The sequence below is a fragment of the Intestinibacter sp. genome (genome assembly GCF_051866655.1).
Classification (GTDB): Bacteria; Bacillota; Clostridia; order Peptostreptococcales; family Peptostreptococcaceae; genus Intestinibacter.
Genome location: NZ_JBJDXL010000464.1, coordinates 1 through 2,609, shown reverse-complemented (window position 1 = coordinate 2,609; position 2,609 = coordinate 1). Strand labels below are relative to the sequence as shown.

The window sequence follows — 2,609 nt, the reverse complement described above, 5'->3', positions numbered from 1 at the left end:
AGAAAATCATATTGAGGCGAGCTTATTAGGTAAAAGCTTATTAAATGAAAATAAATTTATTGCAGTTCATATGTCAGGCGGAACCTTAGAAATAGTATTAACGAGTAAAAATCAGTTCGGATACGATTTAAAAATCATAGGTGGTACAAAGGATGTAAGCTTTGGACAGCTGATAGATAGATTGGGAGTTAAATTATCATATGATTTTCCTTGTGGCAAATACATAGATAAAAACGCTCTTGAATTTGACACAAAGATAAAGGAAGGATTAAAAACCAGTGTAAAAGAAGGATATATGAATTTATCTGGAATAGAAAATCAATTAAATAGAATAATAGATAGTGAAGAGGATATAGATAAAAACTATCTATCAAAATTACTTATGGATACTATTGTCAGATGTATGTTTAAATCCCTTACTTATCTATGTGAAAAATACGATACTTACGAGGTTGTATTCGCAGGAGGTGTATCTGCAAGTAAATATATCTCTAAAAATTTAACTCAAAAATTGAGAAAATACAAAATAAAAGCCTATTTTACAGATGGAAATTTTGCTACAGACAATGCAGTAGGTTGCGCCTTAATAGGAGTTAAAAATCTAAACTTAGGAGAGTAGATATGAAGATAAGAGCTTTAGATGTAAGTGAAGCAAATTCATATATAAAGCGAATTTTGATAAATGATCCAATACTCTACAATTTGAAAATTAAAGGAGAGATTTCTAATTTTAAATTACATAGCAGTGGAAATGTTTACTTATCATTAAAAGATCAAAATTCAAAAATAAATTGTGTCGTATTTAAAAGTGATTACGACAGGAGCTTGAATTTAGAGAATGGAACAAAGGTAATAGCGAGTGGATATATTTCTGTATATGAAAGAGATGGTTCGTATCAGTTTTATATAAAAAATATAGAGGTATCGGGAATAGGAAATCTATATATTGAATTCAACAAGCTAAAGGAAAAATTACAAAAAGAAGGCTTATTTGACTACAAATACAAAAAGCCAATACCTAAGATACCTACATCGATTGGAGTAGTGACATCGCCAACTGGTGCTGTCATCAGAGATATCATAAATGTAACTAAGAGAAGATATCCAAAGGTGCATATAAAATTATATCCTGTCAAAGTGCAGGGGCAGGATTCAAAGGAGCAAATATGTCAGGGGATAAATTTTTTTAACGAAAAACATCCAGTCGACACTATAATTGTAGGGCGAGGTGGTGGATCTATAGAGGACTTGTGGTCTTTTAATGAAGAGGAAGTAGCTAGATGTGTTTTTGAATCAAAAATACCTATTATATCTGCTGTAGGTCATGAGACGGATTTTACAATTTGCGATTTTGTAGCAGATATGAGGGCACCTACGCCGTCTGCTGCAGCTGAAATAGCCACACCAGATATCGAGGAGTTGTATTTTAAGCTCGATAGCATAAGAGGTAGAATGAATAAATCATTAAACAATGCAGTTGAATACGACGAACAAAAATTAAAATATACATTTACGCGAATTAATACTATATTAAATGATTATATTATTAACAATAAAATATATGAACTAGACAAAATAATCGAAAAAATAAACTTAAATATCGAAAATAAAATAAATAAAGAAGAGATGAATTTGAAAAATTTAGGTTCATTACTCCATAATTTAAGTCCGCTTAAAACATTAGACAGAGGATATAGTATAATTAATAAAGAGGATGTAGTTGTAAACAGCATCTCAAATGTATCAGAAAAAGACAAAATAGAAGTAATTTTATCCGATGGAAGCTTAGATTGTACTGTCGATAAAATAAATAAAAAAGAGGTGTGAAGATGGAACTTACATATGAGCAAGCTTACTCAAAATTAGAAGAAATTTTAAATAAACTTGAAACAAATACCACATCATTAGATGAATCCTTAAAGCTTTATGAAGAAGGAATAAAATTATATGCAAGATGTAATAAATTGCTTGAAGGAGCAAAGCTTAAAATAAGCAAATTTAACGAAGCTCAAGAACTAGAAGATTTCGACTTGAAGGAGGAATAACTATGGCATTTAAAGAAGAATTAAAAACAAAATCAGCATATGTTGAAGGACTATTAAATAAATATATGCCAAAGGAAGAAGGCTATCAAGAAACTATTTTTAAGGCTATGAATTATAGCTTAAGTGCCGGTGGAAAGAGACTTAGACCTATACTTACATTAGAAGCTGCAAAAATTGTAGGTGGAGATCAAGAAAATGCAATACCATTTTCAGTTGCTATAGAGATGATACATACGTATTCTTTAATACACGACGATTTGCCAGCTTTAGATAACGATGACTTGAGAAGAGGAAAGCCTACTAATCATAAAGTATTTGGAGATGCTATGGCTACCTTAGCAGGAGATGCGCTTTTAAATTATGCATTTGAAATAATGCTAAAGGAATCTATAGACACAGAAAATCCAAATTTAAAATTAAAGGCGATTTATGAAATTGCAAGAGGAGCCGGAATTTACGGTATGATAGGTGGACAAGTCGTAGACGTTGAGAGTGAAAATAAATCTATCGAAAAGGAAAAGCTAGATTTTATACATATGAATAAGACTGCAGCCATGATTGTCG

4 protein-coding genes are annotated in these 2,609 nt (G+C 30.9%); all 4 read left to right on the top strand.

Features of this window, described 5'->3' with window-relative positions:
• The coding region (locus ACI3VO_RS13905; RefSeq protein WP_439758492.1) for a Kae1-like domain-containing protein at positions 1 to 619 on the top strand (619 nt) is incomplete at its 5' end.
• 2 nt (positions 620 to 621) lie between these two features.
• Positions 622 to 1,827, top strand: a complete 1,206-nt coding sequence (gene xseA, locus ACI3VO_RS13900; RefSeq protein WP_439758491.1) for an exodeoxyribonuclease VII large subunit — start codon at positions 622 to 624, stop codon at positions 1,825 to 1,827.
• A 2-nt stretch (positions 1,828 to 1,829) separates the two neighbouring features.
• Positions 1,830 to 2,045: an exodeoxyribonuclease VII small subunit gene (gene xseB, locus ACI3VO_RS13895; RefSeq protein WP_290690357.1), complete on the top strand. Its 216-nt coding sequence runs from the start codon at positions 1,830 to 1,832 to the stop codon at positions 2,043 to 2,045.
• A gap of 2 nt (positions 2,046 to 2,047) precedes the next feature.
• Positions 2,048 to 2,609: polyprenyl synthetase family protein (locus tag ACI3VO_RS13890; protein WP_439758490.1), on the top strand; the 562-nt coding region annotated here is incomplete at its 3' end.